The organism is Bowmanella yangjiangensis, assembly GCF_018531185.1.
Classification (GTDB): Bacteria; Pseudomonadota; Gammaproteobacteria; order Enterobacterales; family Alteromonadaceae; genus Bowmanella; species Bowmanella yangjiangensis.
The window spans coordinates 411191-438104 of record NZ_JAHDJU010000002.1; the positions used below are offsets into that span (position 1 = coordinate 411191).

General features: G+C 49.6%; 27 protein-coding genes and 2 tRNA genes. 18 read left to right on the forward strand and 11 right to left on the reverse strand.

The window, feature by feature from the left end:
- Nucleotides 1-35 precede the first annotated feature (35 nt).
- The 10 genes from KJY73_RS11465 to KJY73_RS11510 all read left to right on the forward strand — a co-directional run bounded on the left by KJY73_RS11465 (nucleotide 36) and on the right by KJY73_RS11510 (nucleotide 7030).
- Complete coding sequence (locus KJY73_RS11465) at nucleotides 36-260, forward strand: twin-arginine translocase TatA/TatE family subunit (protein ID WP_214343897.1); 225 nt, start codon at nucleotides 36-38, stop codon at nucleotides 258-260.
- A gap of 1 nt (nucleotide 261) precedes the next feature.
- Entirely contained in the window at nucleotides 262-618 is a 357-nt protein-coding gene (locus KJY73_RS11470; RefSeq protein WP_214343898.1) for a Sec-independent protein translocase subunit TatA/TatB, read from the forward strand.
- The gene (tatC, locus tag KJY73_RS11475; RefSeq protein ID WP_214343899.1) at nucleotides 615-1406 is read left to right on the forward strand and encodes a twin-arginine translocase subunit TatC; all 792 of its coding nucleotides are present in this window, start codon (nucleotides 615-617) and stop codon (nucleotides 1404-1406) included. Before KJY73_RS11470 ends, tatC begins: the two co-directional genes overlap by 4 nt.
- Before the next feature lie 183 nt (nucleotides 1407-1589).
- Complete coding sequence (locus tag KJY73_RS11480) at nucleotides 1590-3026, forward strand: alkaline phosphatase PhoX (protein ID WP_214343900.1); 1437 nt, start codon at nucleotides 1590-1592, stop codon at nucleotides 3024-3026.
- A 50-nt stretch (nucleotides 3027-3076) separates the two neighbouring features.
- Nucleotides 3077-3616, forward strand: coding sequence for a PEP-CTERM sorting domain-containing protein (locus KJY73_RS11485; protein WP_214343901.1), 540 nt, complete (start codon nucleotides 3077-3079; stop codon nucleotides 3614-3616).
- A 45-nt stretch (nucleotides 3617-3661) separates the two neighbouring features.
- A complete protein-coding gene (locus KJY73_RS11490) occupies nucleotides 3662-4240 on the forward strand; it encodes a GNAT family N-acetyltransferase (RefSeq protein ID WP_214343902.1) in 579 nt (192 codons plus the stop codon).
- 108 nt (nucleotides 4241-4348) lie between these two features.
- Complete coding sequence (locus KJY73_RS11495) at nucleotides 4349-4696, forward strand: PadR family transcriptional regulator (protein WP_206594584.1); 348 nt, start codon at nucleotides 4349-4351, stop codon at nucleotides 4694-4696.
- Nucleotides 4689-5399, forward strand: coding sequence for a hypothetical protein (locus KJY73_RS11500; protein ID WP_214343903.1), 711 nt, complete (start codon nucleotides 4689-4691; stop codon nucleotides 5397-5399). The genes KJY73_RS11495 and KJY73_RS11500 overlap by 8 nt, the downstream gene beginning before the upstream one ends.
- Entirely contained in the window at nucleotides 5392-6237 is an 846-nt protein-coding gene (locus KJY73_RS11505; protein ID WP_214343904.1) for a MotB family protein, read from the forward strand. The genes KJY73_RS11500 and KJY73_RS11505 overlap by 8 nt, the downstream gene beginning before the upstream one ends.
- 10 nt (nucleotides 6238-6247) lie before the next feature.
- Nucleotides 6248-7030, forward strand: coding sequence for a motility protein A (locus KJY73_RS11510; protein WP_206594581.1), 783 nt, complete (start codon nucleotides 6248-6250; stop codon nucleotides 7028-7030).
- An 83-nt stretch (nucleotides 7031-7113) separates the two neighbouring features.
- Here KJY73_RS11510 and KJY73_RS11515 read toward each other — a convergent pair whose 3' ends face one another.
- Nucleotides 7114-8004, reverse strand: coding sequence for a LysR family transcriptional regulator (locus KJY73_RS11515; protein ID WP_214343905.1), 891 nt, complete (start codon nucleotides 8002-8004; stop codon nucleotides 7114-7116).
- A gap of 273 nt (nucleotides 8005-8277) precedes the next feature.
- Between KJY73_RS11515 and KJY73_RS11520 the strand changes: the two genes are divergently transcribed.
- The 6 genes from KJY73_RS11520 to KJY73_RS11545 all read left to right on the forward strand — a co-directional run bounded on the left by KJY73_RS11520 (nucleotide 8278) and on the right by KJY73_RS11545 (nucleotide 13417).
- Nucleotides 8278-9252 (forward strand): DUF1852 domain-containing protein, encoded by a 975-nt coding sequence (locus KJY73_RS11520; protein ID WP_214343906.1) that lies wholly within the window; start codon nucleotides 8278-8280, stop codon nucleotides 9250-9252.
- A gap of 31 nt (nucleotides 9253-9283) precedes the next feature.
- Nucleotides 9284-10312, forward strand: a complete 1029-nt coding sequence (locus KJY73_RS11525; protein ID WP_214343907.1) for a methionine synthase — start codon at nucleotides 9284-9286, stop codon at nucleotides 10310-10312.
- Nucleotides 10313-10690: 378 nt separating this feature from the next.
- Nucleotides 10691-11029 carry a DUF6249 domain-containing protein gene (locus KJY73_RS11530; protein WP_214343908.1) on the forward strand — a complete coding sequence of 113 codons (339 nt, stop codon included), beginning with the start codon at nucleotides 10691-10693 and terminating at the stop codon, nucleotides 11027-11029.
- On the forward strand, nucleotides 11029-11571 hold the full coding sequence (locus KJY73_RS11535) for an RNA polymerase sigma factor (protein WP_214343909.1): 543 nt from the start codon (nucleotides 11029-11031) through the stop codon (nucleotides 11569-11571). The genes KJY73_RS11530 and KJY73_RS11535 overlap by 1 nt, the downstream gene beginning before the upstream one ends.
- Nucleotides 11568-11867, forward strand: coding sequence for a hypothetical protein (locus KJY73_RS11540; protein WP_214343910.1), 300 nt, complete (start codon nucleotides 11568-11570; stop codon nucleotides 11865-11867). The genes KJY73_RS11535 and KJY73_RS11540 overlap by 4 nt, the downstream gene beginning before the upstream one ends.
- 65 nt (nucleotides 11868-11932) lie before the next feature.
- Complete coding sequence (locus KJY73_RS11545; RefSeq protein WP_214343911.1) at nucleotides 11933-13417, forward strand: serine hydrolase domain-containing protein; 1485 nt, start codon at nucleotides 11933-11935, stop codon at nucleotides 13415-13417.
- A gap of 83 nt (nucleotides 13418-13500) precedes the next feature.
- Here the strand turns inward: KJY73_RS11545 and KJY73_RS11550 are convergent, their stop codons facing one another.
- On the reverse strand, nucleotides 13501-15399 hold the full coding sequence (locus KJY73_RS11550) for an alkaline phosphatase D family protein (protein WP_232848576.1): 1899 nt from the start codon (nucleotides 15397-15399) through the stop codon (nucleotides 13501-13503).
- 366 nt (nucleotides 15400-15765) lie between these two features.
- Here KJY73_RS11550 and KJY73_RS11555 point away from each other — a divergent pair, with 366 nt between their 5' ends.
- Nucleotides 15766-17940 carry a methyl-accepting chemotaxis protein gene (locus KJY73_RS11555; RefSeq protein ID WP_214343912.1) on the forward strand — a complete coding sequence of 725 codons (2175 nt, stop codon included), beginning with the start codon at nucleotides 15766-15768 and terminating at the stop codon, nucleotides 17938-17940.
- Between the two features lie 53 nt (nucleotides 17941-17993).
- Here the strand turns inward: KJY73_RS11555 and ilvN are convergent, their stop codons facing one another.
- The 8 genes from ilvN to orn form a co-directional block, all read right to left on the reverse strand.
- Nucleotides 17994-18491, reverse strand: coding sequence for an acetolactate synthase small subunit (gene ilvN, locus KJY73_RS11560; protein WP_214343913.1), 498 nt, complete (start codon nucleotides 18489-18491; stop codon nucleotides 17994-17996).
- Entirely contained in the window at nucleotides 18491-20209 is a 1719-nt protein-coding gene (locus KJY73_RS11565) for an acetolactate synthase 3 large subunit (protein ID WP_214343914.1), read from the reverse strand. The genes ilvN and KJY73_RS11565 overlap by 1 nt, the downstream gene beginning before the upstream one ends.
- A 314-nt stretch (nucleotides 20210-20523) precedes the next feature.
- The gene (gene maoP / locus KJY73_RS11570) at nucleotides 20524-20892 is read right to left on the reverse strand and encodes a DUF413 domain-containing protein (RefSeq protein WP_214343915.1); all 369 of its coding nucleotides are present in this window, start codon (nucleotides 20890-20892) and stop codon (nucleotides 20524-20526) included.
- Nucleotides 20893-21049: 157 nt separating this feature from the next.
- A complete protein-coding gene (gene nhaD / locus KJY73_RS11575; protein ID WP_214343916.1) occupies nucleotides 21050-22306 on the reverse strand; it encodes a sodium:proton antiporter NhaD in 1257 nt (418 codons plus the stop codon).
- A 63-nt stretch (nucleotides 22307-22369) separates the two neighbouring features.
- The gene (locus KJY73_RS11580; RefSeq protein WP_214343917.1) at nucleotides 22370-22879 is read right to left on the reverse strand and encodes a DUF4442 domain-containing protein; all 510 of its coding nucleotides are present in this window, start codon (nucleotides 22877-22879) and stop codon (nucleotides 22370-22372) included.
- A gap of 128 nt (nucleotides 22880-23007) precedes the next feature.
- Nucleotides 23008-23083 (reverse strand) — tRNA-Gly (locus KJY73_RS11585).
- Nucleotides 23084-23122: 39 nt separating this feature from the next.
- Nucleotides 23123-23198, reverse strand: a tRNA-Gly gene (locus KJY73_RS11590).
- A 134-nt stretch (nucleotides 23199-23332) separates the two neighbouring features.
- A complete protein-coding gene (orn, locus tag KJY73_RS11595; RefSeq protein WP_214343918.1) occupies nucleotides 23333-23878 on the reverse strand; it encodes an oligoribonuclease in 546 nt (181 codons plus the stop codon).
- Between the two features lie 95 nt (nucleotides 23879-23973).
- Between orn and rsgA the strand changes: the two genes are divergently transcribed.
- Nucleotides 23974-25008, forward strand: coding sequence for a small ribosomal subunit biogenesis GTPase RsgA (gene rsgA, locus KJY73_RS11600; RefSeq protein ID WP_206593412.1), 1035 nt, complete (start codon nucleotides 23974-23976; stop codon nucleotides 25006-25008).
- Between the two features lie 34 nt (nucleotides 25009-25042).
- Here the strand turns inward: rsgA and KJY73_RS11605 are convergent, their stop codons facing one another.
- Nucleotides 25043-26866: a 5'-nucleotidase C-terminal domain-containing protein gene (locus tag KJY73_RS11605; RefSeq protein WP_214343919.1), complete on the reverse strand. Its 1824-nt coding sequence runs from the start codon at nucleotides 26864-26866 to the stop codon at nucleotides 25043-25045.
- Nucleotides 26867-26914 lie beyond the last annotated feature (48 nt).

Sequence of the window (26914 nt, forward strand, 5' to 3'; positions counted from 1 at the left end):
ATAGTAAGGCTAACTATGCAAATGGCGGAGGGATTATGGGCTTAAGTGTTTGGCAAATTCTGTTGGTCGTGCTGATATTTTTGTTGCTGTTCGGCCGCGGCAAGATCCCTGCCCTGATGGGGGATTTAGCCGCCGGCATCAAGAGCTTTAAAAAAGGCATATCTGACGAAGAACAGGCGCAACCAGCCGCAAAACTGGAGCAACAGACTGTCGGCGATAAGGCTGAACAGACCGTAAATTCGCAACAGCCGTCGGCCTGATATGTTTGACTTAAGCTGGATGGAATTGTTGTTTGTGGGCGTACTGGCGTTGCTTGTGATCGGCCCCAAGGATTTGCCAGCGCTGTTTCGCACCGGTGGCCAACTGCTGGCGAAGGTGCGTCGCATGTATAAAGACATGCTGGGCAGTATCAACCAGTTAGAACGCGAAGTGGATATAGCGTCCGGCAACAGCAAACAGCCTGATGAGCAATGGCGACAATGGCTGCCCGAGGAGGTCCGTAACCTGCCCGCTGATTTTCAGCCCGGGTCAATGAGTGCGGAGCAGCATGCTGAGCGTCGCCGCTTACTGGATGAAGCCAGGCAGCGTGAGGCTGAGAACCAAGAGCCGCAATCATGAGCGGCAACGAGCAACTGGATCTTTCCAAAGCGCCGCTACTTAGCCATCTTTTGGAGTTGCGCACCCGCCTGCTCTATTGCCTGGTGTTTTTCAGCTTGGCTTTTGCCATTTCCTATCTGTTTGCCCAGGATATTTACCATTTTTTACAAAGGCCGCTGCTGGTGATTTTTGGGCCGGACAGCGGTCGGCGTATGATTTACACCGGCTTGCATGAAGCGTTTTTTACCTACCTGAAATTGGCCTTTTTTAGCGCTTTGTTCTTCACTTTGCCGTTGATGTTGATTCAACTCTGGCGTTTTCTTGCGCCCGGTCTGTATCAGCATGAGAAAAAAAGCCTGTCTTTGTTGTTTGCTATGACGCCGGTATTATTTGTCACTGGCGCGGCATTAGCTTTCTATGTGGTTATGCCACTGGCCTGGGAGTTTTTTATCAGCTTCGAGGCACCGGGCGGTAATGATGCCATCAGTGTTGAGCTGGAAGCCAAAGTCAGTGAATACCTGGGTCTGGTCATTAAACTGATTCTGGCCTTTGGCTTATGTTTTGAACTGCCTATTCTTTTGTTGGTACTTGCCAAGGCCGGGGTGGCCAGCGCCGATGGCTTAAAGCGTTACCGCCGCCATGCGGTGGTGGCAATATTCCTCTTTGCGGCACTACTAACCCCACCTGATCTGATCTCCCAGATTGCTCTGGGTTTGCCTGTATTGTTGCTATACGAGCTATCCATTTGGCTGATTCAATGGACTGAAGCAGACTCCACAGCCCGGCAACGGAAGCAACTTAGTATCTGAATAGAAACTACTTTTGTACCATTTCTTGCTGTAATAAAACTTTCCCCTAAGCGTAAAAAGACTGACGAATCTTTGTCATCAGGCACCGGTACCTTGGTGGTACTGGAATAACCAGTTGGGTGTTGTTGCCTTGCGGTTTTTAGGTAACCCAAAAAGTTAAATAACAACTGCTAAACAGGTGCAATGATGACCAGTAACCTTTCCAATCACGAAGAAAATATGCAACCCGTGGTGAATCGCCGCGATTTTGTTAAAGGCAGCGGCGTTGTCGCGGCAAGCACTGCCTTTGCGATGATGGCCAATCGTGCCGTGGCAGCCAACTTGCCATACTCAGACTCGTATGGCCCTTTGTCCGTTAAGCCTTGCCAGGCCACTGGTCTGGAACTGCTGGCCTTGCCAGAGGGATTCGAATACATCAGCTATGGCTGGACCGGCCAGATGCAAGCTGATGGTCTGCCAACTCCTACGGATCATGATGGTATGGCAGTAGTGGCGGCTAAAGGCAATGTTATTTGTCTGGTACGCAACCATGAGTTGTCTGCGGGAGAGGGACCACAATGTATGCCCCGTGGCGGTCGTGGTGCATATAATCCGGCCCAGTTCGGTGGCACAACCAACATTCTGTTTGACCATGTGCAAGGTAAGTTCCTGTCTTCCTATAACAGCCTGGGCGGCACCATTCGTAATTGTGCTGGCGGTTTGACGCCGTGGGGAAGCTGGCTGTCCTGTGAGGAGACCTTCCAACAGGCGCAGGGTATGTATCATGGTTACGTGTTTGAAGTGCCTGGTTTTGGTGTGTCTGACGGCAAACCTATCCGGGAAATGGGGCGCTTCTCTCATGAAGCCGTGGCGGTTGATCCTGCCACAGGCATTGTGTACGAAACCGAAGATACCGGTCAGTCGGGCTTTTATAAGTTTGTGCCTGCAGGCCAGTGGGGTGACCTGAAGTCTGGCGGTAAGCTTTACGCCATGGTACTGGACGAAACCCCTCGTCTGGATCTGCGTGGTGGCTTAGTAGAAGGTTCAAGCTGGAATGTATCCTGGCAGGAAATTCCGGACCCGGACGCCTTTAATGAGTCTTGCTTCAGCCAGGCATCGGATGCGGCCATTATCGAACGTGGTGAAGGTTGCTGGTACGACGATGGCAAAATCTATTTTGTTTCAACCTCTGGCGGCGCGGCTAATCTTGGCCAGATTTTCTGCTACGACCCACGTAAAGAACTGCTAACCATACTCTTTGAATCCACCTCAGTGGATGAGGTGGACGGGCCGGATAATATCGCCGTTAGCCCCCGCGGCAGCATCCTGATGTGTGAAGACGGTGGTTCCAATCCTAAGCGTCTGGTCGGTTTGACCATGGAAGGCAGCACCTTTGTATTTGCCGAGAATCGTATGGCGCTGGATCAAGGAGATCTGGCGGTTGTCGATGCGGTGTACCCCGGAACTCAGGCGAATTTCTGGGATAGCGTGGGTGCGTCTTCTGATGGTAGTGCACGTCGCAGCTTCAGCGGCAGTGAATGGGCCGGAGCCTGTTTTCATGGCCGCTGGCTATTCGTCAATATCCAGTCACCTGGTGTGACGTTCGCCATTACCGGTCCCTGGGAAAACGGTGCCCTTTAATTGACTGTGGGGACCGGTAGGTCCCCATCTAAATAATTTGGAGAATCAAGATGCAAGCACTACTTAAATCGGCCGGCTTGGCCCTGATATTGCTGTTTGGCGCCACCAGTCAGGCCGCCATTATTCCTATGACGCTTCCTGGCAATGTAACAGGTCAGGTGATGGGTGAAGATGCCTGGCAAATGGATGACACTGCCGGTGTGGATTTCTGGACATTTGAAGTAACTGAGGCCGGAAGCTATTCGTTTTCAGTGAGTTCAGCCATCAACTTTGGTTTGTCTCTGTTCAGTGGTACGTTGACTGCCGATCCCGGATTTTTGTTTTTCCACGACCAGAGTTTTACCAGCTTATTCGACGGCGAGCTGGTTTATGTAGGGGGAACTGCGCCTTATGTACCTGGAGTCGGTAATATGTTTGGCATAAACCTGGCCGCGGGTTCTTATACCCTGGCACTGGGCGGTAATGATTTCGGACCGGGTTTTGACAGCATAGACTACGGGCTCAGTGTCGCTAAGGTACCCGAGCCTTCGCTTCTGGTGCTGTTTCTGCTGGCACTGGCTGGGCTGGTATACCGCCAACAACGTGGTTAGTGAGCCATTTCCCATCCTGCGCTCGACCTGATTCACGGATAACCCATGGCGGCAATTGGCAGTGACCTATTGCCGCGCTATGATGGCAACGCCATTTCACTTTTTACGCCACCCATGCAGTTAACCACGCCAAGATTGTCTTTACGCCTGCTGACCGACGAAGATGCAGGATTTATCCTTGAACTGCTGAATGATCCAGGATTTTTGCAGTATATAGGTGATAAAAACGTACGCAGTCTGGACGACGCCCGTCGACATATTCAGGAAGGGCCGTTAGCTATGTATCAGAACAAAGGATTTTGTCTGTTGCGGGTGGGCTTAAAAGAGAGTGATGATGCGATTGGCCTATGCGGTCTGTTAAAACGAGATTATCTGGACCATCCCGATCTCGGGTATGCATTTCTTCCCAAGGGACGGGGAGCGGGTTACGCGAGCGAAGCCATCCAAGCCGTGCTGGAACATGCTACAGCTAAAGGATTGAATACCTTAATGGCCTATTGCCAGGCGGACAATAGCGCATCTATTCGTCAGTTGGAAAAAGCCGGTTTTTTATCACTAGGCCCCTATCAGCTCGAAGGCTCTACCGATAACCTGATTCTCTTTCAGCGCACGGCCGGGTATTAATTTGCTACCGGATGCATCTAATTCTATACCCATAAAAACTACAAAATAGTAGAAATTAGTTTCACCTTGGTTTATTTCTACTACAAAGTAGATAAATGGGATAAATCTATGGCTGAACCCGGCAAAATTCTCGGTGAGTTTGAACAGATAACCCTATTGGCATTATTGCAATTAGATAATTGCGGTTATGGCGCGGTTATTCGTCAATTATTGCATGACAAGATTGGCCGTGATGTTGCCATTGGTGCCTTGTATGCCACTTTGGAGCGGCTTGAAAAGAAAGGCATGGTTAGGTCCTGGTTGGGGGATGCGACTCCTGAAAGAGGTGGGCGTGCCAAGCGTTACTTTGAAGTCAGCGCTAAGGGCAAACTCGCTTTGCAGCAGTGTAAAACGGCGCTGGACACTATGTGGCAAGGAATAGTGCTAGGTACTCATCAGGAGCATCGTTATGGCTGAGCTTTCGCATAACTGCAAACCACCCCGCCTAGCTGAGGGGCTGCTTGCGCTTTTGATAGGACGGTCTGACGAGATGCTCGGGGATTTATCTGAAGAATTTCTGTGCCGTGCCGCAAAAGACCCCAGAGCGGCAGGCTATTGGTACTGGCAGCAGGTGCTACGCAGCTTGCCCTATGCGGTAGAGCACTCAGTTCTGCTGGCAAGACTGTCATGCTTAGTGGTCTGTGCTTGTCTGATTTTGGTGCCAGTGTTGATCGCATTTGTCGCCTGGTTATCCAACTTTGATGTCTTTCCTGCTGGTGTGGAGCAGGGCATGCAGCGCCTGGTATCCGGGCAGATTGCAGGCCTGCTAACCGAGTCCGCCATTTGGGGACTGTTTCCTGAGGCGCTGCGGCGGACAGAGGACTTGTGGTTCTTAATCCATCCCCCAGCACTCATCTGGAGCCTGCTAAGTGTTGCCGCGGCATACCTTTACTATCGTCGTAAAGCTAGCAGTGCCGGGGGATTCGCCTTAATGGCACTGATGTTGGTCTTTATGCCTTATGTGGTAGGTAAGCTGTATATTTTCTTGAATGCGCCGCCAGCTAAGCAGGTTGGGCCGTTATTGGCTTTTGTGCTGCTGCATATTTGCTACAGCGTTCCGCCTCTGGCCTATATGGCGGTTAAACGCTTAAGGCATTCAGTCAGATATCGTCATGGATAGCCGTGAACTACTGCATGAAACTGAGCGAAGCGAAGGTGAGCAAGGCTGGTTAGCCACCTTCGCAGATCTGATGTCGCTGCTGATGTGCTTTTTCGTATTGTTGCTGTCTTTCTCTGAAATTGATGTGATCAAATTCAAGCAACTGGCGGGTTCAATGAAGCATGCCTTTGGTGTCCAGCAGCAAATTCCTGCGGAGGATATTCCAAAGGGCACCAGTGTTATTGCCCAGGAGTTTAGTCCCGGTCGACCCGAGCCCAGCCCAATCAACCAAGTGCGTCAGCACACCACCAGTGATTCGCAGCCTTTTGTTCCAAGGTCACTAGGGCCGCAAGAGCTTGTTCAGGATGCACTCAATCAGTCGCTTAAACAGGCCGAGACCCGCATACAAAATGACATGCAGGAACATCTGCGCCGGGGAAGTTTTGAACTGGATAATCTCGGTCAGCAATTGATTATTCGTATTCAGGAAAAAGGTGCTTTTGCCACTGGCAGCGCGTTTCTGCAGCCGCAATTTATTCCTCTGGTTAAACAGATTGCTGAGATCATCAGTGACGTGCCAGGCGAGATTATTGTCAGCGGCCATACTGATAATCTTCCCCAACATAATGAGCTGTTTGAGGACAATCTGGAATTATCTGCTGCCAGAGCCATTGCCATCGCCCGGGTACTACGCAATCCAGATATCCGTTGGCGTTTGAAGGTTGAAGGATTGGCGGACACGCAGCCCCTGCTACCCAACAGTAGCGTAGCCAACCGAGCCCGTAACCGTCGGGTCGAAATTATCTTAACCCAAGGCAAGGCCGTAAGCGGTGACTTGTCACTCTCTAAGCTCGAATGAGGAAAGTTGTATGGATAAAGGGTCAGTCATCGGCATACTGCTGGTCATTGCCGCGCTTGTGTTGGGGATTGTTAGCGGCGGTGAGTCGCTACTTAGCTATATTAATGCGCCGTCCATTGCGATTGTCATTATAGGTACTTTTGGGGCGGTGATTCTAAGTGTACGACCTGAGGTGTTTTTTAAGGCTATCGGCAATATTGTGCATGCATTTCGGCGTAATAAGTTGGATATGGCGCAGGCCATTGAGACCTGTGTGCGGCTGGCAGATAAATCGCGACGCGGCGGCTTGCTGGCATTAGAGCAGGAAAGTCTGTCCGACCCCTTTGTCAAAAAAGCCATGGATATGCTGGTGGATGGCTATGATGTTGCCACGGTCGAGGCCTTATTGAATAAAGAAATCTACCTGACCCGGGAACGTAACCAGCAGTCGGTTAAAGTGCTGATGGCGTTTTCGGAATTTGCTCCGGCCATGGGTATGATAGGAACCTTAGTGGGGTTGGTGGCTATGCTGCAAAATATGCAGGACCCTGCCAGCATCGGGCCGAAAATGGCGGTGGCGCTGCTGACGACCTTGTACGGTGCGCTTATTGCTAATGGCATTACTACGCCGCTGGCCAAAAAACTCAGCGCCCGCAGTAACGAAATTCTGCTCTATCAAAGCCTGATTAAAGATGCCGCGATCAAAATCGTTCAGGGTGAGCATCCCAAGGCGACATTTGATTTCCTGCAAACCTATGTGGACAACCATAAGCGTAAGTCACAAGAAGAAATGAAACAGCTAATGGCGGGCTAGTGGCGGCAGCTTACTCGCAAGGTGCCTCACTCCAGTTGAATGTGAAGAGGCTGTGGCCCGGTGAATCGGAGTTCACCGGCCTGTTATTTTTGTGATGTGCGTTCAGCCAGATTAATGAAATCAGTCACATAGGGGATGCGCTCGTCACCTTTGCGTATGCCCAGGAAAATGCTTTTCATAATGCCTTGTTTACCAATCCGCAGGCTGGTTATAGGTAAGCTTGATTCATACTCCTGCACTAACCAACCTGGTAACGCGCAGATACCGCGACCGCTGGCCACCATTTGCAGCATGATTTCGGTGGTTTCTATGACTTTATGCTGACGAACGGTACATTGGGCGGGGTTCAGAAACTGGCTGAAAATATCCAGGCGCTGCGGTTCTACCGGGTAAGTGAACAGCACCTCGTTGCTCAATTGTTCTGGGGTCACCCATTGCTGACCGGCGAGTGGATGAGACTTGGCCACCACTAAACGGTGCTCATAGCCAAACACAGGGAAATACTCCAACTCGGGTTTGAATAAAGGGTCGGGCGTGACCAGCATATCGATTTCATAGTCATACAGGGCCCGCAAGCCGCCAAACTGGAATTCCTGCCGGACATCAATATCTACCGCTGGCCATTGCTCGAGAAAAGGAGCCACCACCCTAAGCAACCACTGATAGCAAGGGTGGCATTCCATGCCAATTCGAAGCGAGCCCATTTCTCCCTTGGCAATTTGCTTAAGTAAAAGCTCTGTATGTTCAAACTGCGGTAGCAGCCTTCTGGACAACGCATGGATGCGCTTCCCTGCTGCGGTCAGCCGCAGATTGCGGCCCTGCTTCTCCCAGATTGTTGTGCCAATCTGCCCTTCCAGCTTTTTAATGCTATGGCTTAGGGCTGACTGCGTTAGGTTAAGCGCTTCGGCCGCTTGCGTTAGCGTACCTTGTTCCTCAATGGCTGACAGGATGGCCAGGTGAATGCGTTCCAACATGATGCGCTCCCGCAGAATATAAATTCATGAGTGATGCTCATGAATTTATGAAATAAGATCATTTTTATTCATGTGAATGGCCAAGTATAAAGTACCCATAGCGCTTAACTCTATACAAAGTTGCAATTGATTATTTCGTCGCACCATTTGCGCGGAAATCAAATTAAGCGGTGATGGTTAGCTACAGGCTCGCTCAGGGAAGCGAATTAAATTTCCACCAAGAGCAAGGAATGAATTCGGGTTTTATCCCTGAAAATTGGATGTCAGATCAGCATGAATAAAGACTTTAAATTCACTATTAAAAGCATTTGTCTCGATGAGAATTATCATCCGTCAGACAGTACGCGTATTACCACCAACTTTGCCAACCTGGCCAGAGGTGAGAGCCGCCAGCAGAACCTGCGTAATGCGTTAAAGATGATTGACAATAGTTTCAATGCGTTGGCGCATTGGGATAACCCAAAGGGCGACCGCTATTCGGTGGAACTTGAAATCATTTCTGTGGATATGGACATTGAGGGTAGCGGCCAGACCTTCCCCTCTATTGAAGTGCTGAAGACCTATATCCTTGACCATAAAACCAATGAACGGATTGAAGGTATTGTCGGGAACAATTTCTCGTCCTATGTGCGTGACTATGATTTTAGTGTGTTGCTGCTAGAACATAATAAGGATCAAGCCAAGTTCAGCATTCCCAAGGGCTTTGGCGATCTGCATGGCAAGCTGTTCCAGTACTTTGTGAATTCAAATGTTTATAAAGAGAATTTTAAAAAGCCGCCGGTTATTTGCTTGAGTGTGTCAGACAACAAGACCTATCACCGCACCGATAATCAGCATCCCGTATTGGGCTTTGAATACCAGCCAAATGAGTCCTCGTTGACGGAACAGTACTTCCAAAAGATGGGCTTACAGGTGCGCTATTTTATGCCACCCAATAGTGTTGCACCTTTGGCTTTCTATTTCTTTGGTGACTTACTCAATGATTACAGCAATCTCGAGCTAATCAGCACCATCAGCACCATGGAAACCTTCCAGAAGATTTATCGCCCTGAAATCTACAATGCCAATGCGGTTGCCGGCAGGTGTTACCAGCCGAATCTGAAAAATTCCGATCATTCTCTCACTCAGATTGTTTATGACCGGGAAGAGCGCAGCAAGTTGGCGATCAAACAGGGTAAATTTGCTGAGGAGCACTTTATCAAGCCATATCAAAACATTCTTGAGCAATGGTCTGCGAATTTCGCTTAATCACCAACCCGAACAGACAGCAGTATTTATTATGAAAAAATTACTACCAACTTCTACCGCAGGCAGTTTACCCAAGCCCTCCTGGCTTGCTCAGCCTGAGGTGCTTTGGTCACCTTGGAAGTTGCAAGGTCAGGAACTGATTGACGGCAAGCAAGATGCTTTGCGGGTGTCTTTACAAGAACAGCAACAGGCCGGTATTGATATCGTCAGTGACGGCGAGCAAACGCGCCAGCATTTCGTCACCACCTTTATTGAACATCTAAGTGGTGTTGATTTTGAGAAGCGCAAGACGGTAAAAATCCGTGACCGCTATGATGCCAGCGTGCCTACTGTGGTAGGTGCGGTATCCCGTCAGCAACCGGTTTTTGTTGAGGATGCCAAGTTCTTGCGCCAGCAAACCAAGCAACCGATTAAATGGGCTCTGCCAGGTCCCATGACCATGATTGATACGCTTTACGATGACCACTACAAAAGCCGGGAAAAACTGGCCTGGGAATTTGCCAAAATTCTTAATCAGGAAGCCAGGGAGCTGGAAGCGGCGGGTGTCGATATTATTCAATTTGATGAACCGGCATTTAATGTGTTTTTTGATGAAGTAAATGATTGGGGCATTGCCACACTGGAAAGAGCCATTGAAGGACTTAAGTGTGAAACGGCCGTGCATATTTGCTATGGCTACGGTATCAAAGCCAACACGGATTGGAAGAAGACCTTAGGTTCTGAGTGGCGCCAATATGAAGAGGCCTTTCCCAAGCTGCAAAAATCTAAAATCGATATTGTCTCGCTGGAATGTCACAATTCGCGCGTACCAATAGACCTGCTTGAGCTTATCCGTGGCAAAAAAGTGATGGTGGGGGCCATTGATGTGGCTACCAACAGCATTGAGACGCCCGAGGAAGTCGCCGCAACCTTGCGAAAAGCTCTTCAGTTTGTGGATGCAGACAAGCTCTATCCTTGCACTAACTGCGGTATGGCACCTTTGTCGCGCAGTGTGGCAAGAGGCAAGCTGCATGCGTTAACTGCTGGTGCTGAGATAGTGCGAAACGAGCTTCTGGGCTAACAAACAGCGACATGGATTTGCTTTTAATGGGTTATCAGTGTGGATGGCGTGGACTGCTTAGTTGGCTAATGCCCACTGTCGGGTCACCACGCTGACCATACATAACACATCACCAATCTCACAAATAAACACATCCTATTTCTTGGTATAGCGCTTGACGGGCCATTTGAACCACTGACTCAATACCATAGTGTTGATTTCGTTTATTTCTTGCATCCAAAGCACCTCAAGTGTGTGTCTAATTAAGAAATGGTTACTGTGGATTTGCATTTAGCCGGTCTGCTGCGAGCAGAACCTGAGCGTTTTATATCTGTCATGGACCAGGTGCATGTATGTTATTAAAGATCTTTGCCAGCATTCGAAGCGTGAGGAGAAGTTATGTCAGATTTGTGGATCCCTATTACCGGGATGATTTGTATTGCCGCTGTGGTATTGACCCATTTGGTGCTGTCTGCGCGGCATAAAGGTCAGGTTCATCAAACCTTACAGCAGCATTTGAGCAATGGCGGGCAATTATCGGTGGAATTGCTGCAGCAGATGGGAGCTACCCCCAGTAGTTGGAAAACAGACCTGCGTAAAGGTCTGATACTTATAGCCCTGGGTCTTGCGTGTCTGGCTGCCGGTGCGGTAGTAAATAATGCTTCACTGGGTATGGTGTTTGGTGTCTTTCCTCTATTTACCGGATTGGCCTTTTGCATTACTGCACGCATTAACTAATGATTGATGATAAGACCCTGATTGCCAGGGTGGTGCTAGCAGACGATCATCACGCATTTGCAACATTAGTGCGTAGATATCAGCAAGCTATTCGGCAATTCTTACGGCGCCTGACTTCCGGAGACCAAGCGTTAGCCGATGACCTCGCTCAGGAAGTGTTTACAACTTTGTATCACAAGATTGCTAGCTATCGATCCGAAGCGAGTTTTGGCACTTGGCTTCATAGCATCGCTTATCGCACTTTCTTGAATGAGAAACGAAAATCGCATTATGCCAATGAGGTACCCTATTCCAACGCAATCATAGAGCCTATGGCGTCCTCTAATGCCGAAAAAGACCTGTTGGTCGAGAGTTTAATTAACAGGTTAGGTCTAGCCGAGCGAACCTGTATTACCTTGGCGTACAGTGCCGGTATGAGTCACCAGGAGATTATGGAAGTTACCCAACTGCCATTGGGCACGGTAAAATCCAATATCACTCGCGGCAAGAAAAAACTAGAGACCTGGTTACACGAAAGCCAGATTACCCGGAGTGCATTATGAAAGAGTCATCAGAACGCGATCTTCAGCAGCTTCTGGCCTATTCTGAACAACCCAATGACGAGAATTTCACTGATGTTGTGCTCAATAAGGTGAGACGTCGTCGACAGTCACGCAAGGTCATGATGGCGATGGCGTGGTTTTCCTCACTTGTGGTTATCTTAGTGACGGTATGCTTGTCGGACGAGAATATATGGACACCGCTTAACGACTTTATCCTAAAGTCCCCCTATATGCTGACTGCCACATTATTTACTTTGGTATGCAGTGTGTTCTTATTGCCATCAGAAAAAATCTGATCACTTGCATCTAAAACCCGGGGCACATGTTTCTAATCAATGAAGTCAGAAACATGAGCCCTAATATGAAACTACTTATTAAAGTACTACTTGGTGTGTTTACCGCTTTGTCGATGCAAGTTGGCAATGCCGAGGTTTTGGATAAAGAGACTTTGCAGCGGATCCAGCGTCAGTTGCCAAAGCAAATTGAGAAGCTATATGTAGACAATGGCTTAAGGGGCGACTTTCTGATTGCAGTGGTCGATACTGAGGGACTGCGTTATGCCTATAGCCTCAATGAACGCGGGGCTAGCCCGAAAGACAATGGCTTGACGACTTCGACCCCATTTCTATTGGCGTCACATACCAAGGCATTTACTGGTACCCTGGCGCAGTTATTACAAGAACAGGGGCGTTTCTCGCTGAATGCACCTCTTCGTCAGTACTTGGCAGACCTAATTCTGGATAAACGTGTGGCAGTTGATGAGATAAGCATCGCGCAACTCCTCAACCATACCGCAGGTTTCACCAGTACCCAACACAGCTTCAAAACGGCTTATCTTGGCTATCAAGATGAGTCAGAGCTGGTCACAGCGCTAAATTCCAAGATGCTTGTCGCTGCCCCGGGTAAATTCCGTTACTCCAATACTGGCCCCATTCTGGCCGCTGCGGCAATGGAAAAAGCAACAGGACAATCCTGGCAGACCTTAATGCGCGAAGAGATTTTTATCCCGCTTGGGATGTCTAACACCAGCACCGATCTGAGTGATTACCCGCCCGGAGCAATATTATCAAGCATTGAACTGGACAGTGAAGGTAAACTGGCTCGTAAAGGCCTGTATAAGCTAAACACAACGCTGCATGCAGCGGGCGGTGCGGTGTCGACATTGGCAGATATGGCCAAATGGTTGCAGTTCAACTTGCGGCAGAGCCAGCACCTTTCTGATAGCGCCCACTTTTTTGATAGGTTGCATCAAGCGACCACAGTTCAGGAAAAGCATTACTTTACCTATCAGCGCAGCGGCTACAGTTTAGCCTGGGACATTGCCGACTATTATGACAAGCCCATATTAACGCGCTTTGGCAGCTATGCTGGGATTAGTTTGCATGTCTCCTTCTTGCCGACAGAAAAGCTTGCTGTGGTGAGCGTGTATAACGAAGAGCGTGGTTTCTTGCTGCCCCATGTGGCAGCTAACTATATATACAATCTAGTGGTCAGCCCTGGGGCAGCTCAGCAGCGCTTTGATGTTGAGCAAGCACGGCTTCATCAAAGTGTAGAACAAGAGAATGCCAAACTACTGGCTTATTCTCGGCAAGTCAGAGTAAGCCCTGAGTGGGAAACTTGGATGGGTAAATACCAGGCAAACGACGGCTGGCCAGTAATGGAGATATTCGAGAAACAACAGGTTGTCTGGCTGCGCTGGGGAGCGTTAGACGGGCCTTTGTATCAGAGTGAAGATAATCAGTTTACCGCTGCACTTGGGTCTTTGCGTCGAGATATCCGCTTGGCGACTGAGCACGGCAAGAGGATGATAAAAAACGGCAGCATTGATTATGTAAGGTCACCCTGATGTTTTTAAATTCAAGCTCATTGCGCCAGTGTGTTGATCTGTCAATGGGGCTTGGATAGCCGACAAGACTGCTTATTAAGGGGCTATGTAAACTCTACCGTCTTATCTTTACTGATCACCCGTGCCTGAATATGTTCATATTCGTCTGACAGTATTACCTGGCCGATACCACTGTTGTTGTAAAGTACGCCACGTTGCCCTTGAGGCTGGCGGCGTTTAATCAGCATACGGCGGCGCTTGGTTAGAAAGTTGAGAGGTGAGCGACTGCCGTACAGCCACAGGTTGATGCGGTCAAACCAGCGTAGCAAACCAGCAGGGAAGCAATTTTTAATGCCGCTGGCGGTAACCTGCAATATTTTCGGGCTGTGCTTGCGAAAACGCAGGGTGATGTCATACACAAAGCTGTAGTGTACGTCGCCGGACAGAATGACAAAATGCGGTGGGGTTTTGTGATGGCGGAAAATATTCAGAATCACATTGGCGGCACCGGGATGGGCCATCCAGTTTTCGGCGTCCACCATCAAGGCTTTACCAAAAAAGGTAAAAATACGCTGTACGGCTTCAATCAGTTTGACGCCGAAAATGGGCGCGGGAGACACCAGGATCACGGCGGGTTCACCAATCAGTTCTTGCTGCAAATCTGACAGCGATTCCCAGTCCATCAGGCCGGAAGGTTTGGCCGGGCTGCTTTCCGAGCGCCATCTGTGCGTACGGGTATCCAGTACAATAATTTTAGGTGAGGTAGCCAGACAATAATGCCACTCTTGCCAGTCCAGCAAAGTGTTGATGAGACTGTCCTGTTGCTCCAATTCACCGGCTTTAACACTAGCATGTAACGCTTCCAGCAAGAGATCGAAGCACTGCGGTTTGTTGCCCCAGCCCTGACAAAGCAAATAGCCAATCAGGGCATTACCGATAATCCGGCGTGAAAACGGATGCCCATACGCTGACTCTTCCCAGCCACGGGTCAGGTTCCAGTCATCGGTGATGTCATGATCATCAAAGATCATATAAGTCGGGATATGCGCCAGGGTGCGACGAACTTTGCTCAGACCGAGGACGAATTCTTTGACCGCCAGGTTCTCTTTGTCGTAACGGGGTTTAAATTTATCAGGAATGCGTGCGCGGCCTGCGTCTAAATCTACCCATTTCCAGCAAGTGTCGGACCAAACCAGCAGATACATGGCAATCACTTCTGCCAGGCTGATAAGGTGATTATGGGCGCCTGCAGAGGTAAATATCGGCTTTCTGGCCCCGCCAAAAAAGCGTTCCACCAGTTTTTCATTGGCCTTGTTTTTGGGTAGCAACTGCTCGCGAAGATAGTAGCAGTCTGGGCTGCTATACAATTCCTCGCTGGTGCTGACGGTCGCTCCGGCAAACTCCTCTGTGTATAGCCCGAGTTTTTGGATGACCTGATGAATCGCCCACAACGTCGGACCTGCCACGTCATCTACATAGACCTGGTCACCGGAAAACAGCATCAGTGCTGGACGATGCTGTGCATCATAACGTTTGTCTGCCAGCAGTTTGTCTACCTCAAGTAGGCCATCACTGCTGGGATGATGAGGTTTACGGCAAGAGCCATGTAAAAGATTATCCACCCTGGACTTCAGCATAAAGCCCGGCAGGGTGTCGCCTTCGTAGCAAAGTTCAGGGATATGCGTACAGAGCCCCAGGCCAGCTTCGTCCAACAGGTCGTAATGTACATAAGTGTCGGTAGTCAGCGGTGTGTCCAGGGCAAAATGCAGTAACTGAATATAACAATGCTCACCAACCCGGATTTGTTCATATCTGAGCTGCTCAGAGGAAACTTGCTGGCCTTTAGCGTCCTGCAGTGCTAGTTCAAATGAACAGGCACGCGTGGTTGCCAGCCAGAAGGTCAGCTGGGTCGGTTCACAGTGGCGCAGCACAGGGCCGGCCAGAATTAAAGGTAGGGATTCATTCACGCCTTGGTTTCTATCAGGGATTTCAACAGGTTGCAATGATTCACCTGTACTTGGGCATAACTGCTTACACATTTATGCAAAGTATCGCGCTAGCAAAGTCGCTTTGTTTGTATGCCGAGGTCAGGGCTTGGGAGGCGATGATGGGCGTGATAAATAGTCTGTTTTGCCCGTAAGCGACGAAATTATTCAACTAAGGGCATCATTTGTTGATGGAAATTTGTTGCGCTCTTGGTTTATTCGGACGATAACCTTAGTCAGGGATGCAAACCTATTCCGGTTGATGTTCGATGTCATTCGTGAATGGACGGGGGAAACCCAGGGAAATCACGTGGTGTGGCGGCAGTTGCGCAGTTGTTAAAGTCTGCCACACTTAGGTTTGACCAAATTGAGTTGCGGCCTGTTATGAATAAAAACACTAACCAGCCTTCAAATTTTCGTCCCTCCTCTTTAAAACAAGCGTCACTGGCCATCAAGCTGCTTCTTACCGTCGGCTTCCTGCTGGTCGTGGTAACCCTGGCCTTTCTGATGTACAGCCACTGGTCATTGTCTGATACCGAAGAGGTAATAGTGACCCAGGTCTCTTCTGAGCTAGAGAGCAGTGTTGCCGACAGCCTGAGAGCCCAAGCCGGTATGCACGCCAGCCAGGTTGCCGCCAGCATAGAGAATATCTATCAGTACCCTAAAGCGGTTGCGACACAAATAAGCAAAACCATTGAAAATGCCAATCAACAGCCGATTAGCAGGGCACAAGTGCAAAACCTGGTGAAATATACCTTAGAGATCAGTGGTTCTTCATCCATGTATGCACAGTTTGAAGCGGGGGGGTTCTATGACAATGACGCTGATTACAGCGCAGGAGCCAGCCACTCAGTGCCGGGGGTTGGGACCTTAGAGGTCTATTTTGTTCGTGAACCCGACGGCAATATTGATCAGGAACCTATTACCGATGCTGAAGAAAAGCATGATACCACGCCGGACGAGTTTGGCTTTCGAGCAGCAGAATGGTACCTGTGTAACCAGGAAAAAATGCGTCCCTGTCTGACCAATCCCTACAATTATGAGATTCGTCCCGGCTATGAAGAGCTGATGACCAGCCTGACCGTGCCTGTAATTGCGCAAGGGCGCTTTCGGGGAGTGGTAGGTGCAGATATGAACCTGCCTATTATTCAGGAGCGTGCTACTAAACTTGCGGCGTCATTGTTTGCCGGAAAGGCCAAAGTGTTTCTGGTCAGTCAGGACGGCTTCCTGGTCGCGGCCAGCAGCAATGCCGATAAGCTGGCCAGACCCTTCTCTGAAGTGGTGAGCGCTGAACAGGCCAAACGTTTAGTTGCCCTGGCCGCCTCTGGCGATACGCTCAAGCTCGACAACTACCTGTATGTTGCCAGTCCGGTAAATATTCAGACCGCCCAGACCCAGTGGCAGCTGATTATTGGTGTGGATTATCAGTCGGCCATGGCCGCTGTTGGTAAGGTATCCGGGGCCATTCAGGATGAAGTTTCAGCCTTGCTCGGGCAACTGCTGTTAATTGCCATTATTCTGGTGGGCTCTGCACTGGTGATTGTATGGGTGTTCACCCGCACTATTGTCAGCCCCCTGCGTTTAGTGGCACGGCGTATGACCGAACTGGCCGGCCAGGGCGGAGACCTGACCAACAGCTTACATGTCAGCACGCATAAGGAGCTTATTGAGCTGGCGGATGGCTTTAATCAATTCCAGGAGAAAATTCGTGGTTTGCTGCAATCGGTTAAGTCGTCCAGCCGTGAAGTTTCAGACAGTGCCAAACAAACCAGTGGCTATGCGAAAGACACCAGTGCCCAGATAAACCGTCAGCACCAGGAAATTGATAGTGTGGTGACGGCCATCACTGAGATGTCGGCAACGGCCAGCGATGTGGCAAAGCATGCTATTGATGCTGCCGACAGCGCACAGTCTGCCAGAGGCTCTGCAAACACCACAGAGAAGACCTTGTCCTTTGCCGTAGACGAAGTGACTAAACTGGCCGATGACATGGGACAAGCTGCTCAGGCTGTCTCTGCGGTGGCCTCTCGCAGCAATGATATCCGTAAAATTCTGGATGTGATTGGTGCCATTGCAGACCAAACCAACCTGTTGGCATTGAATGCCGCTATCGAAGCGGCGCGAGCCGGCGACCATGGTCGTGGTTTTAGCGTGGTGGCCGATGAAGTTCGCGCACTGGCGTCTAAAACCGCCGAGTCGGTGAAAGAGATCAGCGACGTAATAGCCGGCTTGCAGCAGGAAGTGAAAACTACGGTTGGCGTGATTGATGAAAACAGCACAAGGGCGACTTCGGCAGCAGCTAAATCCAAAGAAGCTTTCTCCGATTTGAGTAATATCGTTGCCGAGATCACGCATATTTCCGACCGTGTGATGCAAATGGCCACGGCTGCTGAAGAACAAAGTGCCGTCAGCGAGGAAATCAATAAGAATATGGTGTCCATTGGTGACGCTACCAGGCAAGTGGCTGATTTAGCCGGCTCGTCAATGCAAAGTGCTGGCGATATCGCCGACAACGTTCAGCGCTTACAGACGCAGCTCGACCGGCTCAAAACCGAGTAGGTGTGAAAAAACAAAACCCCGCACAATGGCGGGGTTTTTCTTGAGCATAGCTGTTATTGGCGCATGGCCTTTTCACCACGGGCCAGGCCACACACGCCGGTGCGTGACAGCTCGACGATTTCTGCTGTTTGACTCATGGTTTGGATAAAAGCGTCCAGCTTGTCGCTGGTGCCGGTTATCTCAATGGTGTAGTTACGCGGCGTAATATCTACCACCTGGCCTCTGAATATGTCCACGGTACGTTTAACTTCATCGCGCACCGAGTCGCTGCGGGTAGCGACTTTGATCAACATCAGCTCACGTTCAACATGGCTGCCGTCGGTCAGATCAGAGATCTTCAATACATCAATCAGCTTGTTGACCTGCTTGGTGATCTGTTCAATCACTTTGTCATCGCCTGCTGTGGTGATGGTCAGCCTTGATAAGCTGGAGTCCTCAATCGGGGCTACACAGAGTGAATCGACGTTGTAACCACGCTGTGAAAACAAACCGATAATACGAGACAGTGCACCGGGTTCATTTTCCATTAATACAGATATAATTCTTCTCATCAGGTGCGCTCCGTCTTGCTCAGTCTCATGTCGTCCATCGCGCCATATTTGATTTGCATGGGATAGACGTGCTCGTTCTGATCAACGGCAATGTCCATAAACACCAGCTTGTCTTTCAGTTCAAAGCAGCGCGCCATGGCGGCTTCCAGTTCTTCTGGCTTGTCGACCTTGATCCCTACGTGACCATAGGCTTCTGCCAGTTTGACAAAGTCGGGTAGCGAGTCCATGTAAGAATGAGAATGGCGGCCTTTGTAGATCATATCCTGCCATTGACGCACCATGCCCAGTGCACGGTTGTTCAGGGAGATAATCTTCACTGGCAATCCGTACTGCATACAGGTGGAGAGCTCTTGAATGTTCATCTGAATACTGCCGTCACCGGTCACACAGCAAACCACTGCATCGGGGTGGGCAAACTGCACGCCCATAGCGGCAGGCAGGCCAAAGCCCATAGTGCCCAGACCACCAGAGTTAATCCAGCGACGAGGCTTGGCAAAGGGATAATACAAGGCGGCGAACATCTGGTGCTGGCCAACATCAGAACTGACATAGGCGTCGCCCTGGGTGTGGCGGTACAAAGACTCAATAACCTGCTGTGGCTTAATCAGCTCATTGCTACTTGCATAGTTCAGACATTTACGGGTCCGCCATGATGCAATCTGTTCCCACCAATCGGCCAGTTGTTCTTTACGCTCGGTATCGTTGATTTCATGCATTTGCTCGAAGAATTGTGTGAGTACACTCTTCACCGAGCCAACCACGGGAATATGCGCATTGACTGTTTTGGAAATCGAAGCAGGGTCAATATCCACATGAATGATGGTGGCGTGGGGGCAGAACTTTTCGACGTTATTTGTTACCCGGTCATCAAAACGTGCACCCAAGGCCAGAATACAATCAGCATTGTGCATGGTTTTGTTGGCTTCCAGCGTGCCGTGCATACCTAACATACCAATACATTGTTCATGGTCGCCAGGGAAGGCGCCCAGACCCATCAGGGTATTGGTTACCGGTAAATGCAGCTTTTCAGCCAATTCAGTCACCAGGCTGCTGGCGTCACAGGCAATGGCACCACCGCCGACATACAGAACCGGGCGCTTGGCTTCCAACAGCGCCTTTAGCGCCTTTTTAATTTGTCCCATATGCCCCTTAATCGTGGGATTATAGGAGCGCATCTGCACTTTGTCTGGGAACTGGTAAGGATGGGATTCCTGGATATTGACGATATCCTTGGGAAGATCCACCACAACCGGGCCCGGACGACCGGTGTTGGCAATATAGTAGGCCTTGGCAATAGCATCTGGGATGTCTATTGCACGCTTAACCAGAAAGCTGTGTTTGACGATGGGACGAGAGCAACCGACCATGTCGGTTTCCTGGAAGGCGTCTTCACCTATATGTACTGAAGGTACCTGGCCGGACAGAATCACCATAGGAATGCTATCCATATAGGCGGTTGCTATCCCCGTCAGGGTGTTTGTTGCGCCTGGACCTGAGGTGACCAGTACAGTACCAGTCTGGCCTGTGGCCCTGGCATAACCATCGGCCATATGGGCTGCGGCCTGCTCATGACGAACTAACACATGTTGAACATCTTCTTGCGCGTATAGGGCGTCGTAGATGTCCAGTACCGCACCACCCGGGTAACCGAATACGTGCTTTACGCCTACATCTTTCAGCGCTCTGACCACCATGGCTGCGCCTGACATCATCTCCACTGCTTTTCTCCCATTGCTACTGGCATTTCCACGGGGTTTGGGGTCCGGGGTGCATATGGTTTTCTAATTAAGGGTTTCCCTAATGTGCTCTCTAATTCGATCTCCAGAAGTGGAAAAAGCCTAAATCAGGTCAGCGATTAGAGGAGGGAGTGAAAACTATACTCAAGGAGGAGAAGAGTTAAAACAGTAAAAGCAGGAAAAGTGAGATATCTATCCCGTTATACGGAAAAAATAGGATAAAAATTTCATTTCATATAATGAAATAAGCAAGAAATAGGATGTGTTAACTTTTGGTTAACACATCCGTAACGCGATTAATCGTCCAGTTCGATCTCAACGTCTGATTCTTCACCCATATCGTCACTTTCTGACATACCACGAGACTTGGAACCATAGATGCTGCCCATCTTGGGACGGTTGATACGCTTTTGGTATTTGCACCAGGCGCGCTCTGCAACGGTCTGTGGCTCACGTTCGCCTCGAGCAGATGCCAGAAAGCCTTCATCCTCATCGTTTTCAGGTTCTAAAAAACCATCAACCAGTGCAGCAATCAGGCAACCATAGCGGCTCAGCGCCTGGCTTTCGGATATGGAAAAATCCCCGGAACGAGAAAATCCATACGGATAGTTCTTCGGATCAAGAAATTGGCGTTTTAACAGCTGTTCTTTCGTTTGTTTGGCCATGATGGGCATCCCCAACTAAAAAGTCATCAACATCAGGAATGATACCAATAGAATTGGTATTGGCAGCGCAGCTCATAGGACATGGGCCTTTGCCAAGGACTAGATAGTTTCAAAACGCGAGGCTGTCAACAAAAAAGTGTCAGCCTCGGCATTTTTTTTACTGACCGAACAGAAATTGTCCCAGATAGTGCACCAAAAGGTAGCCAAAGCTGTACGCAATAACCAGCGGTAAACTGAACTTGGCGAAACGGCCAAAAGTCAGTCCGGGAACCTTACTCATGGCCACGATACCTGCCGCTGAACCGATAACCAGCAATGAACCTCCCACGCCAACCGCGTAGGTCAGGCTCAACCATGCGCCGGGATCCATATGGATATCAGCTTTAAGCAGGGCAGCAGTCAAGGGCACGTTATCGATAAAGGATGACATGACACCCAGTACATAGTTGGCGGCGTACAATGGCATTACGTCGTAAATCTTAATCAGTACATCCAGCACATGGATTTGTTTGAGCATACCTACTAACAAAAGGATGCCGAGGAAGAACAACAAGGTGTCAAATTCGATGCGACGGATATAGTCAAGAATGGGGTCTTCGTCGTTATCTTTACGCAGGAAATGCGCCACCAGGAACATCACTGACAGACCACATAGGAAACTGAGTACCGGCGGGATCTTAAAGGCAATATTACCCAGAATAGTTAGCAATATGGTGGTCAGGAAGATCGCAGCGATCAACATATCCACGCGATTGACCGGAATTCGGTTGCGGCTCAGGGTAATTTGCCCCTTCATGCCAAAGCTTAGCATGGCTGCCAGCAATATGACCGAGCACAACGCCGGTAAACTCAGCCACAGCAGGTTCTGGATTTCGGTTTTACCGTCAAGGAAGATCATCAGGGTTGTGACGTCACCGGTGATTAGGGCGACACCACCGGAGTTCACGGCGAAAACGGCCAACACGGCGAACTTAATCACCTTTTCCTTGGGTAAACCTAAGGGCAGTATCATGGCCACAGAGACCAGGGTGGCAGTGATGTTGTCCGCCAGTGAAGAGAAAAAGAAGGCAAACAAGCCGGTCATAAACAAGAGTTTGCGCTCGCTTATTTTGCTCGGCAACATCCTGTTGATCAGGCTCTCTATCATGCGCTTTTTATTCAGATAGGCGACAAAGGTCATGGCCGCTACTAGAAATAGCCACAAACTGGCAATTTCGGCGATGTTTTCCTCAAGATGAAGATTAACCAGCTCTGTAGCACTGTCAGTCATGGCTGTCAGATAGAGAATGACCCAGGACAGGGTACCGGTAAACAGGGTGATTTTTGCCTTGCTGATATGCGTGACTTCTTCGAAAACCACGCCGAGTAAGGCTAGGATTGCCAGCCCGATTAACAAAATCTCCACACCGCTCATGTGAATTTGCCTTGTATCTTTGCGATGGCGGCGGATTCTAAACCAAACTAGCGATAAATCCCATTATCCCTTGGTGGATGAATTTGCTTTCTTTGGTATCCAGGCCCAGCGCATTTCGCATTCAATCGTTTGTGCCCCCGTGCTGTCGGTCACTATGACATTGACTAGCAGATCGCCCCGCTCTTGGGTTTGCATGGCCTGAATTTGTTCATCGGTAATGCTTGCCACCGCCTGCATATCTCCTTGAGCCCTGGTCAGATAGCGGATTTGCATGGACTTTATGAGCGGTAGTTTGTCGCCCGGCAGATTGACGCCGAAGATAAAGCCGCTGGCTGATTCCGCCAATAAGGCCATAGCGGCGGCATGCACGCTGCCAATATGGTTCTGGGCTTTTTTTAGATTGCGTTGGCGCATGGTTACGGTGCGCCCGTCAGTCTCTAGGATCTCCAACCCGGCAGTACCGGCCAGCTTAACTTTGTGGCAAAACGCCCAGGTAAGAATACGTTTACTCAGCCACCTTGGATAACCATTGGCTTTGTCTACTAAGCGGCGCAAAGGATTACTTGCTGGCATGTGCGAATCTCCTGGTAAGACCAGTTATTACGTTGCCAGATTTACACAACGGAAACAATGATTGCTTGCTGGAATCGACAAAGACAATTAGTGAGTTTGCAGAGTGTAAAAAGAATTAGGAAGAAATTTGGAGCGGGAAACGAGACTCGAACTCGCGACCCCAACCTTGGCAAGGTTGTGCTCTACCAACTGAGCTATTCCCGCTTGTAAGAATACCGGCTAGCCGGCTGTATCAGGAAGATTTGGAGCGGGAAACGAGACTCGAACTCGCGACCCCAACCTTGGCAAGGTTGTGCTCTACCAACTGAGCTATTCCCGCAATCCTGATATGCTTGAGGAGAACTTTACTACCTCAAGCGGACGCGCATTTTACAAAAATACCGGTCAGACGCAAGTGCTATTTTGAAAATTCTGTCTGACCGATGATTTTATAAACAGGGAGCAAACCGCTTATCAGATACTGAAAACATGCTGACGATAAAACTGCAGCTCGGCAATGGACTCGCGAATGTCATCAAGGGCCAGGTGCGTGCCTTGCTTAGTAAATTGATTGAGCAATTCTGGTTTCCAGCGACGCACCAGCTCTTTGATGGTACTAACATCCACATTACGGTAATGGAAATAGGCTTCCAGTTCCGGCATGTGGCGAACCATAAAGCGTCTGTCCTGGCCAATACTGTTGCCGCAGAGAGGAGATTTACCCTGCGGAACCCAATCGGCTAAAAATGCCAATGTCAGCGCTACTGCCTGCTGTTCGTTGATCTGGCTGTCACGACAGCGCTGCGTCAATCCGCTGTTGCCGTGGGTACGAGTGCACCAATCGTCCATACCGTCCAATACTTCATCCGGTTGATGAATCGCAATGACCGGGCCTTCAGCCAAAATATTCAGCTGGCTGTCGGTAACTATGGTGGCAATTTCCAACACTTTTTCCTGCTCGGGATCCAATCCGGTCATTTCCATATCTATCCACACCAGGTTGTCAGCATTTTGTGTCATGTTCCGCCTGCCTTAATCTTTTGGTATTTGCTTATGTTGCGAGGTACACTGGGCGTCCCGTGTAAGGCCGTCATAGTAAAGCATTCGCATCCCAAGTGGCAAAGAGAAACAAATTAACACATCGCCAGAAACGTCAGGTTTCCAGCAACCTTAAAAAGCGTTTAAGTGGTAAAGAAGTCGGGCCTGCCGACGATACCTTATTGCCATCCACCCCTGGTTTGGTGGTGGGCCGTTTTGGCCAGCATGCGGATGTTGAAGATGAAGATGGCACCGTGCATCGCTGCCATATCCGCCGCAATGTGGAAGGCGTGGTATGTGGCGACAGAGTGTTATTCAGGCCAGGTAAAGACCAAAGCCTTAACGTAAGTGGTGTGGTTGAAGCCCTGGAAGAGCGAAAGTCGGTACTGACACGCCCAGATTACTACGACGGTATTAAACCTGTGGCTGCCAATATTGACCAGATTATTGTAGTCAGCGCCGTGTTACCCAGCTTGTCTTTGAATATTATCGACCGTTACCTGGTGGCGGCCGAAGATGTAAAGATTGAGCCTGTCATTCTGCTCAATAAGGTCGACATGCTCAGCGACGAGCAGCGCCAGGATGTAGAACAGCAACTGAAGTTATATACGGATATTGGCTACCGCCTGTGTTTTGTAAGTTGTAAAAGCGGTGAAGGCATTGCAGAGCTGGCCGCGCTGTTGAAGGATAAAACCAGTGTGTTTGTCGGTCAGTCAGGGGTAGGTAAGTCCAGTCTGGTGAATAAGCTGTTACCTGAAGCCGAAGAAGCGATCGGCGATGTGTCTGACAACTCAGGGCTCGGGCAGCACACTACCACCGCAGCCAAGCTACTGCGATTCCCGGCCGGTGGCAATCTGATTGACTCTCCCGGGGTGCGGGAGTTCTCCTTGTGGCACTTACCGGATGAGAAGCTTATCTGGGGCTTTCGTGAGTTCCGTGATTTTCTTGGTGGCTGCAAGTTCAGGGATTGTAAGCATGGTGATGATCCCGGTTGTTTGCTGCAAGAAGCTGTACAGCAAGGAAAAATCAGCAGGACGCGATTTGACAGCTATCACAAAATTCTCTCCGGAATGGGAGATCAGCGCCCCTCTTACAGCAAACCTCCTCGCTGAGAGAATGGGCTACCCGCAAGGTAGCCCCAGATTTTTACTCAGTTACTACAACAGACTTCAGGCAGTATTGCGTCCAATCCAATGCCGGTAAGCTTTGGTTGGGTAACACCTCTTTGAAATATTCAAGTAACGGCACGGCGTACACCACATCCGATTGTTCAAAAGCATCCGGTCTGGCTTCCCTTACCTGTCCAAAGGTCAGATATCCATCCTTACCTAAGGCCGTGAATGAATTTGTTGCCACAGAGTAGATGGCTTGCAGATCGATAGGCTGCCATTGACCCGTTGTTCTGTCTTTGATTTCCAGGTTTTTAATTCCTTGCTGTGCTGCAGCATTAAGCACGACGTCATAGCGTAGATGTGAAGAGTAGGGAAAGGCACCGGTGGAGGCACTGATACCCTGGGCATACTCGAGGGCTTCATTAAGTACCTGCAGAATTTCTGCGCCGGTCAGATCCAATGTCACTACTGTATTGGAAAACGGCAGAATTTGATAAGCGTCAGCAACGGTAAACGGGCCCTGGTGCAGTTCAGCCCTAACCCCTCCGGCGTTTTGAATAGCCACATCGGCTTTGGGCAGGTAATGCAGGAAAGCGTCTGCCACTACTTGTGCAGCAAAGCTACCTGAAGGTTGTTCACCGGCCGCAAAGGCGGTAGGAATGCGGGTAAAGGGCATGGTCTGCTCGACATGGCCCAGTTGTGATTGTTTAAAGCTTTCAAGCTCTTGCTTGTAGGGCGCTAAAATGGCATCCACTGCCGTGTCCGCAGCTATGGTGCGAATACTGGTCATGGCAGTAATACGTTGATTGATAGCTTGTTGCTGAACGTCATTCGCGGCTACCCATTTATTCTCAGCATCCTGCACTTGAAACTGATCAGCCACCAATAATTCCAAGTTGCCTTGAATGTCCTCTACATTACCCTGCGCATCAAATTTTATGTTGAGGCGTCCCAGGCCTTTGGCATATTCCCAAGCCTGAGCAATATACACCGGCTTACCTTCGGGGTTGTTCACCTTGGTCGGATACTCTCCATCCACAGCAATACCCATCTGCGCCAACTCACCGGTCGAGTCAAGTACATCGTGGGTATCTCCACCAATAATGATATCTATACCATTGACCTGGCTGGCCAACTGCTTATCGAATTCATAACCAAGATGGCTCAGTACGATGATTTTATTGATGTCCTCAGCCTGCAACTCGTTAACTTGTGCTTTTACCGACTCAACTTCGTCGGTGAAGCTAACAAATTCGCTGACCATAGAGGATTCGCGGGTTTTCTCTACCTTCAGCACGCCAATAATGGCGACCTTTTCACCGTCAATTTCCTTGATCACACGTGGCAGAATAGGTTTGCCATATAGCGGGCTTTGCGCGGTGGGGTGCACGTTGCCGGCAATGATGGGGAAATTGGCCATATCGATTAAGTCGGCCAGATGGGCATCACCTTCGTCAAATTCATGATTGCCAAGCTGATAGGCATCCAGTCCCAGATAATTAAATACCTGAATATCGACTTCACCTTTAAACAGGCTGAAATACAAGGTGCCGTTTAGCTCTCCACTGTTGAGTACCAGGGTGTTGGGATCCCGGTATTCTTCTATAGCACTGGCAATCCGTGAGAAGCCACCTAATTGCACTCGAACCTTTTCGCTGCCCTGGGTTTGTGCATCATAGTCCAAGGCCAGATCCATAGTCTGGCTTTCGAAGTACGAATGGTGATCATTGGTGTGCAGAATGTTTAGGCTAATTGCCTGATGGCTGGGAGGTTGAGGAACTGGCGCGACGTTGTCATCATCATTGCAGGCGGCCAGCATGCCAGCCAATATAGGTAAAGACCAAAGTACAGGTTTCATTAAGCAGATTCTCCAAAGTTAACTGCGTAGCATTGTGTGAAGTGCCTG